Genomic DNA, 7,717 nt, shown 5'->3' on the forward strand with positions numbered 1-7,717 from the left:
GGGCGCTTAAGCCGGGCGGCGCGAAGATGCAAGCCACTGCGTGGCGGCGGGGCACGTCATTTGAACTGACCGAGCGGGAGCAGGCGCTTGGCGAGCGCCTGGACCAGCCTCGTGTCGCCGCCTTTGACCACGGTCGCCATCTGCACTGCGCGGCGCTGAATCAGGCGGTCGAGCGTGGTCGGGGTGGCCCCCCGGCTGGCTGCATCGAGCAAAGCCGGAGCGGTAGCGTCGGTCGGGTCGATCGCCAGACGCAGCAAGGCGGCCAGCCCCGGGAACAAGGCACGGCCACCGCCCAGCGCGATCGCGCGGTCGAGCGCCACCAATCCGATCGGCTTGCGCGCGCCAAGGGCCGCGCGGGCCGCGAAGCCGCCCAGCGCCTCGACCGCGTTCAAATGCCAGGCGCCGAGCGCCGCCTGCGCCTCGGCATCGCGCGGGTTCTTTGCGGCGAGCGCCTCGAACTCCGCCTTTGCGGTGAGCGCGTCACTACGGCTGTGGGTCAGTTTCGCGCGGTAGCTGACCGCCATCGCGCGCGTCATCTGCGCTTCGCTATCCCCTGGCGCGCGCGCGAGGCTGGCGGTCGCGGCTGCCTCGACGCTCGCGATCTGCGCCAGCGCGACGGTCTTGTCGCGCGCAGCGAAGGCGGTTTGGGTCAATTGCTCGCGCCCCGACTCCGCGAGGGCAGAGGCAGGGGCGATCAGCAGTGCGGCGGCGGCCAGATAACGGAACATGCGGTCTCCCATCGCGTGGCTCAACGCAGCACGCTGACATTATGGTGCAAAACCAAAACCCGTTCGTCCGCGGACCTGATCCGGGTTGTCGAAGTACGCCTCCCCAATCGCACGGCATTTCCGGGAGACGGGCCCTTCGACAGGCTTAGGACGAACGGATTTAGGGGTCGGTTCAGTCGCCGATCAGCGTGCGCCAGAAGCTGCCGTCCCACGCCTTCACGCTGATCTCGACGACCGTGAAATCGCGCAACGCCCGGCCGAACGCTTTCTGGTGATCGGCGGCACCGTGGGCGGCGAGCGCTTCGGCGTTTTCCCAGCGTTCGGAAATGCGGATCGTATCGGGGTCGGCGGCGTCGAAGGCGAAAGTGTCGAGTTCGCAGCCGGCCTCGGCGGCGGTCGTCGTCATGTGCGCGGTGAGCAGGTCGGTCATCCGGGCGGCGTCGCCGGGAGCGGTCTTGATATGGCCCATTACTAGGATCGTCATGGCAGTCTCCGAAGGGTGTACGCAGCAACGCCCGTTGCACCCGCGTTCAAGTAATGATAGCGCGCGCCGCTTGTAGCGAGGCCGCAAGGTCGCGCCATCCCCGCTTGCCGTTTCGTGCAATCGGGTCCTGCTTTACCAAGGTAGCCCATGTTCGCCACCCCTGCTTTTGCCCAAACCGCCGCTGCCGCCGCGCAGCCCGATGGCTTCCTTGCGATGGTCGTCAATTTCGCGCCGTTGCTGCTCGTCTTTGTCGTCTTCTATTTTCTGATCCTGCGCCCGCAGCAAGCGCGCGCGAAAGCGCAAGCCGCGACGATCGGTGCCGTCAAGAAGGGTGATTCGGTCATCACGGCGGGCGGCATCGTCGGCAAGGTGGTCAAGGTCGAGGAGCGCTTCGTCGAAGTCGAGATCGCGCCGACGCTGAAGGTGAAGGTCGTCAAGGCGACGCTTGCCGAAGTCACGCCTTCGGGCTCCGGCAAACCAGCGAACGACTGAGCCAATGCTCGATTTCCCGCGCTGGAAGGTCGTCTCGATCCTGCTGTTCCTCGGGTGCCTGATGGCGCTCGCGGTGCCGAGCGTGATCCCGGTATCGGTCACCGCCAATTGGGGCGTACCGCTGCCGCGGATCAATCTCGGGCTCGATCTGGCGGGCGGCGTCGATCTGCTGCTCGAGGCCGATACCAAAAAATTCGTCGATGACCGGGTCGAGGCCAAGCGCGAGCAGATCGTGACCGCGATGGCGGCCTCCCCCGCAATCTCGATCGGCGACATCGCCACCGATGGCGGCAAATTGAGCTTCCTGCTGCGCGACGTGCGGCAAATCGATGCCGCGCGCGAGCGGTTGAGCAAGCAGACCACTGGCGTCGGTTACACCGCGCAGCGCGACTGGGACGTGGCCGTCACCGATGGCCAGCGGATCGTGATGACGCCAACCCAGGCTGGCATCACGCAAGCGATCAACGATGCGATGACCACCGCGACCGACGTGGTGCGCAAACGCATCGACAAGCTCGGCACCAAGGAGCCCGACGTGCGGCGTCAGGGTGCCGACCGCATCGACGTGCAAGTGCCCGGGTTGAAGGACCCGAAGCAGCTCAAGGAATTGCTCGGCAAGACCGCCAAGCTCGAATTCAAGATGGTGTCCGACACGCCGTATAGCCCGGGCGTGATCCTGCCCGCTGGCACGCAAGTCCTGCCCTATCCCGAGCAGGGTCCGGGCGCGCAGATCATCGTCAAGCGGCAGGCCGTGCTGACCGGGAACGATCTCGTCAGCGCGAAGCAGTCGTTCAAGCAGGAGGACAATCGGCCGATCGTCGATTTCACCTTCAACAGCGAAGGCGGCGCGAAATTCGCGCGGATCACCCAGACTAATGTCGGCAAGCGCTTTGCCGTGGTGGTCGATGATCAGGTGATTTCGGCGCCGTCGATCAACACCCCGATTCTGGGCGGGCAAGGCTATATCGAGGGTGGCTTCACCGTCGAATCCGCCAACAATCTCGCGATCGCGCTCAGCTCGGCGCTGCCGATCGCGTTGAAGGTGATCGAAGAGCATAGCGTCGGGCCCGAGCTCGGCACCGACTCGATCAACGCCGGACTCACCGCCTCGGCGCTCGCGGTCGTGCTGGTCGTGCTGTTCATGATCGCGACCTATGGCCGCTTTGGTTTCTATGCCGATTATGCCGTGGTCATCAACGTCGTGGTGATCATGGGCGTGCTGGCGCTGCTCAACGGCACGCTGACCTTGCCGGGGATCGCCGGGTTCGTGCTGACGATTGGGACCGCGGTCGATGCCAACGTGCTGATCAACGAACGCATCCGCGAGGAACGGCGGCGCGGGCGATCGGTGATCCAGGCGGTCGAGCTGGGGTATAAGGAAGCGAGCCGCACGATCTTCGAAGCGAATGCGACGCACGCGATTTCGGCACTGATCATGCTCGCCTTCGGGTCGGGCCCGGTGCGCGGGTTTGCGATCGTGCTGCTGATCGGCATCGCGACGTCGGTGTTCACCGCCGTCACCTTCACCCGGATGCTGGTGGTGCAGTGGATTCGCCGTACCCGCCCGACGGATATGAATATATGACGCGCCTCCAACGCCCCCTTACTGTGATCCCCGCGAGGGCCCCATCAAAGTATTACTTTGATGGGTACCCGAACGCGGGGACCCAGCTCCCACGGCCCGAGATGGGTCCCCGCTTGCGCGGGGATGACAAAGTTTGCGATTTGCGGATTTCCCTATGCGCTTGCTGAAACTCGTCCCCGACAACACCAATTTGCCGTTCGTGTCGCTGCGCCGCTGGGCGTTTGCGCTGACGATGGCGTTGACGATCGCGGCGGTCGCCTTGGTCTTTGCCAAGGGCCTCAACCTCGGTGTCGATTTCGTCGGCGGGCTGACGATCGAGGAAAAATTCCAGACCGCGCCCTCGCTCGATAAATTGCGCACCACCGTCGACCGGCTGAAGCTCGGCGACGCGCGGCTGCAGGCGATCGGCCTCGACGGCAAGACCGTGTCGATCAAGCTGCCGCCAGCCACTGGCACTGACGAGGGTGCCACCGCACGCGTCGTCGATGCGGTGCGCGCGGAAGTGGCCAAAGACTTCCCCGACGCGACCTTCTCGCAGCAAAGCTCGGTCAGCGGCAAGGTGTCGGGCGAGCTGATCCAGAACGGCATTCTCGCGGTCGTGCTCGCGGTGCTCGGCATCGGGCTGTTCGCGATCTTCCGCTTCGAATGGCAGTTCGGCATCTCGACCGTCGTCGCGATCGTCCACGACGTGCTGATGACCTTGGGTTTCTTCGCGCTGACGCAGTTCGAGTTCGACCTCAACATCGTCGCCGCTGTGCTGACGATCATCGGCTATTCGATCAACGACAAGATCGTGATCGACGACCGCATTCGGGAAAATATGCGTCGCTATCGCAAGATGGACATGTCGCAGATCGTCGATTTGTCGGTCAACGAAACGCTGCCGCGCACCGTGATGACCTCGCTGACGATCCTGCTCGCCTTGTTCGCGATGCTGATCTTTGGCGGGCATGTGCTGCGCGGCTTCACGTCCGCGATGATCCTCGGCATTTTCGTCGGGACCTATTCGTCGATCTACGTGTCGTCGTCGCTGCTGATCTCGCTCGGGCTGCGGCCCGACCCGAAGCTGGCGGACGAGGCCGCAGTGCCGGTCAAGCAACCGATCCGCTGATGCGGATCGATTCCGAGCGCGGGGCCGGGCCGATCATCACCGGCTTTTCCGCAGGCGGGTTCAAAGTCGAGGCGGGCAGCTTCAAGGGCGTGTACCGCGCGCTGACGATTTCGCCCGAAGCCGTTGCGGAATGGACGCCGCCGCCGATCGAGGCGCTCGATCTGGAAGCGCTGAGCGCGGTGCTGGGGACCGAACCGCGCGCGGAATTCCTGTTGCTCGGCACCGGCGCGACGCTGCAGCGCCCGCCGCCTGCCTTCACCCGCGCACTCGAAGCGCAGGGCATCGGCGTCGAGGCGATGGACAGCCGCGCGGCCGCGCGCGCCTGGGCGGTGCTGCGCGGCGAAGGCCGTTGGGTGATTGGCGCGCTCTATCCGCTTTGACCGCGCGCCGGGTGCGGCTATTCCCCCCTGCAACGGGTTTGGGGAGAGTCGGATATGAAAGCATTTTTGGCAACGATCGCGCTGATCGCGACACCGGCGCTGGCCCAGACGCCGCCCGCTGCGCCTGCACCGGTTGCTGCCCCGGCGCCGACGCCCGATTATACCAACCCGCAAAGCTGGCTCTGTCGGCCCGGCCGCACCGATCCGTGCAGCGCCGACCAGAGCGCGACGATCGTCAAGCCCGACGGATCGCGCAGCATCGAAACCTTCGCCGCCGCCAAGGATCCGACGTACGACTGTTTCTACGTCTATCCGACCGTCTCGCTCGATCCGACGCCGAACAGCGACATGAAGGCAGGGCAAGAGGAAAACCCCGTCGCGGCCTATCAGGCGGCGCGCTTCGCCAAGCATTGCCGCGTGTTCGCGCCGCTCTACCGGCAAGTCACGTTATCGGCGTTGCAAGCGCTGCTGAGTGGCCGGGCGGTCAATGCCGATCGGGTGATGGCGTATAACGACGTCAAGGCGGCGTGGGACGAATATCTGGCGTATGACAATCACGGGCGCGGGGTCGTGCTGATCGGGCATAGCCAGGGGTCGGGCGTGCTGAAGGCGCTGGTTGCCGACGCGATCGAGGGGACGCCGGTGCAAAAGCAGATCATCTCGGTGCTGATCCCCGGCACCAACGTGGCGGTGCCGATGGGCAAGGACGTTGGGGGTGATTTGAAATCCACGCCGCTCTGCCACCGCGCGAGCGATACTGGCTGCGTGGTCAGCTATGTCAGCTTCCGCGCCGATGCGCCGCCGCCGCCGAACGCGCGCTTCGGCGTGGTGCCGCAGCCGGGGATGATGGCGGCGTGCGTCAATCCGGCGGCGCTGGGCGGTGGCTCAGCGACGACCGACGCCTATCTCGGCGCGAAGGGCGCGGGGATCGCAAGCGCGCCGCAAGGACCATGGTCGAGCGATGGCGCGCCCGTCACCACGCCGTTCGTGAAAGTGCCCGGCTTGCTGAGCACGGCGTGCGTGGCGAGCGGAAAGTTCAGCTACCTTGCCGTGACCGTCAACGCCGTACCCGCCGACAAGCGCACCGACACGATCGTCGGCGATGTTGTCTATGGCGGCGGGATCCTCAAGGAATGGGGCCTCCACGTGATCGACATGCCGGTGGTGATGGGCGATCTGGTCGAGCTGAGCGCGGCGCAGGCGAAGGCGTGGTTGGCAAAGCAGCCTGTCGCAGCGGTGCAGTGAGGCAGGGTCACTATTGCGTCGCTTAGCATTCTTCGCTTCCCCGGCGATGGCCGCGGCCCAGTCGCGCGCCGTCGATTGGCGCGCACAACTCCAGCCAATGCAAGCCTGTCCTGCTGGGTCCCGGCCTACGCCGGGGAAGCGGGAAAGGGCAAGCTCGGCAGCTACCGCTTCACCAAGCTCGCCAGATGCTCATACAGTCGGGCGGTGTTAGCCTCCCATGTAAAGCGCTCCGCACCGCGGCGGACCGCATAGGGCGCAGGCGGATCGGCCAGCACCGCCGCAATCCCCGCCGCGAACGCAGGCGCACGCCGCGCTACGATCCGGCCGTAAGCGCGGTCGGTCACCACCTCCCCGGCCCCGCCCGCATCGGTCACTACGATCGGTGTGCCGCAGGCCAGCGCCTCGACCCAGGCATTGGCGAGGCCTTCGGACGATGATGCCAGCGCCATTACGTCGGCTGCGCCGAGCAGGGCGGGAAGAGCGACGTGCGGCACCGATCCGAGCAAGCGCGCCCGCTCCCCAAGCCCAAGGCGCGCAATCTGCGCGGTGAGTGCGGCGCGTTCGGGCCCCTCGCCGGCGATCAGCAAGGTGGCGGCAGGCAGCGACGCCAGCGCCTCGATCACGATATGATGCCCCTTGCGCGGGATCAGCGCGCCAAGCGAGACGATCAACGGCCCGGTGACGCGATAGGCCGCCTTGGCCACGCCACGGTCACGCGGGGCGAAGCGATCGAGATCGACGCCGGTGTGGTGGACGCGGATCGCCTCGGGAGGCATGGCGAGCGCCGCCATGTCGACGCGCATCGCTTGGCTGACCGCAAGCAACCCGTCTGCCGCGTGGCCCGCTGCGATCACTTGGGCGGACGTGGCGGGCGCGTGGCCCCAATGGTGGACGTCCGCGCCGCGCGCCTTGATCGACACCGGCACGCCGAAACGCCGCCCCAGCGCGATCGCGGCGGGGCCGTCGGGAAAGAAGAATTCGGCGTCGATCACATCGAACGCGAAATCGCGGCGGATGCGGGTGAGCAGCGGGATCAGCCGCCGTCTGAGCGCAACCGCGTGGAAGCGCCCGCCAGTGCCAGGCAAAGTGGTGAAGCGCGGGCGGTGGGTGTCGAGACCTTTCCACGTTTCGCGCTCGGGCAGTTTGGCGAGGTCGGCATAATGGGCGTGGGCTTTGAGCGGCCAGGGCGGCAGACCGACCGGCGCGACCAGGCGGAGTTCGACATCGGGGTGCGCCGCCAGCCCGAGCGTCTGCCGCTCGACGAACACCCCGAAATTGGGGCGCGATGCGTCGGGGAACAGGGTCGAAAGCGTGAGAACGCGAAGCATGCGGGGGCGATAGCATAAGAGGCGTTAACGCCGGGTGGTCAGTGCTGCCGCGCCAGCCGTTTGGTCTCAAGGCACAAAAGTCGCACCATCGCATATGTTTGCCACTGCGCGGCGTGAGGGATCACCTACTTCAGATATCGACAGAATCGGCCGCGCATTTGCCGGATGCAGGACAGAGTGACGTCGCTTGGGTGGGTGTCGACTGTGATGTTTTCGGCGGCGGCCTTGGACTGGCTGTAGATCCATGCCAGGCTCATCGTAAACGGCTGGGACCAATCTTATGACCCGGAGATTTTCAGCAAAATTGCGGCGGAGTTCACCGCAAAGCCGAGGGCAACGCTCTTCATCATTTCCCGAGGCGTAA

8 protein-coding genes are annotated in these 7,717 nt (G+C 65.9%); 5 read left to right on the top strand and 3 right to left on the bottom strand.

All coding sequences use genetic code 11. From position 1 onward, the window contains the following. Nucleotides 1-56: 56 nt before the first annotated feature. Complete coding sequence (locus tag ABWP09_RS12160) at nucleotides 57-728, bottom strand: hypothetical protein (RefSeq protein ID WP_353205394.1); 672 nt, start codon at nucleotides 726-728, stop codon at nucleotides 57-59. A gap of 172 nt (nucleotides 729-900) precedes the next feature. After that, a complete protein-coding gene (locus ABWP09_RS12165; protein WP_353205395.1) occupies nucleotides 901-1,212 on the bottom strand; it encodes a putative quinol monooxygenase in 312 nt (103 codons plus the stop codon). 147 nt (nucleotides 1,213-1,359) lie between these two features. Here ABWP09_RS12165 and yajC point away from each other — a divergent pair, with 147 nt between their 5' ends. The 5 genes from yajC (at nucleotide 1,360) to ABWP09_RS12190 (ending at nucleotide 6,025) form a co-directional block, all read left to right on the top strand. Further along, nucleotides 1,360-1,704, top strand: coding sequence for a preprotein translocase subunit YajC (gene yajC, locus ABWP09_RS12170; protein ID WP_353205396.1), 345 nt, complete (start codon nucleotides 1,360-1,362; stop codon nucleotides 1,702-1,704). A gap of 4 nt (nucleotides 1,705-1,708) precedes the next feature. Next, nucleotides 1,709-3,289, top strand: a complete 1,581-nt coding sequence (gene secD / locus ABWP09_RS12175) for a protein translocase subunit SecD (protein ID WP_353205397.1) — start codon at nucleotides 1,709-1,711, stop codon at nucleotides 3,287-3,289. A 154-nt stretch (nucleotides 3,290-3,443) separates the two neighbouring features. Beyond that, nucleotides 3,444-4,400: a protein translocase subunit SecF gene (secF, locus tag ABWP09_RS12180; protein ID WP_353205398.1), complete on the top strand. Its 957-nt coding sequence runs from the start codon at nucleotides 3,444-3,446 to the stop codon at nucleotides 4,398-4,400. Continuing rightward, nucleotides 4,400-4,780 (top strand): Mth938-like domain-containing protein, encoded by a 381-nt coding sequence (locus tag ABWP09_RS12185; RefSeq protein WP_353205399.1) that lies wholly within the window; start codon nucleotides 4,400-4,402, stop codon nucleotides 4,778-4,780. The genes secF and ABWP09_RS12185 overlap by 1 nt, the downstream gene beginning before the upstream one ends. Before the next feature lie 54 nt (nucleotides 4,781-4,834). Next, the gene (locus tag ABWP09_RS12190) at nucleotides 4,835-6,025 is read left to right on the top strand and encodes a DUF3089 domain-containing protein (protein WP_353205400.1); all 1,191 of its coding nucleotides are present in this window, start codon (nucleotides 4,835-4,837) and stop codon (nucleotides 6,023-6,025) included. Between the two features lie 161 nt (nucleotides 6,026-6,186). Here ABWP09_RS12190 and ABWP09_RS12195 read toward each other — a convergent pair whose 3' ends face one another. Next, on the bottom strand, nucleotides 6,187-7,353 hold the full coding sequence (locus tag ABWP09_RS12195) for a glycosyltransferase (protein ID WP_353205401.1): 1,167 nt from the start codon (nucleotides 7,351-7,353) through the stop codon (nucleotides 6,187-6,189). Nucleotides 7,354-7,717: the final 364 nt, after the last annotated feature.

The organism is Sphingomonas sp., assembly GCF_040398505.1.
In the GTDB taxonomy this organism is placed as follows: Bacteria; Pseudomonadota; Alphaproteobacteria; order Sphingomonadales; family Sphingomonadaceae; genus Sphingomonas.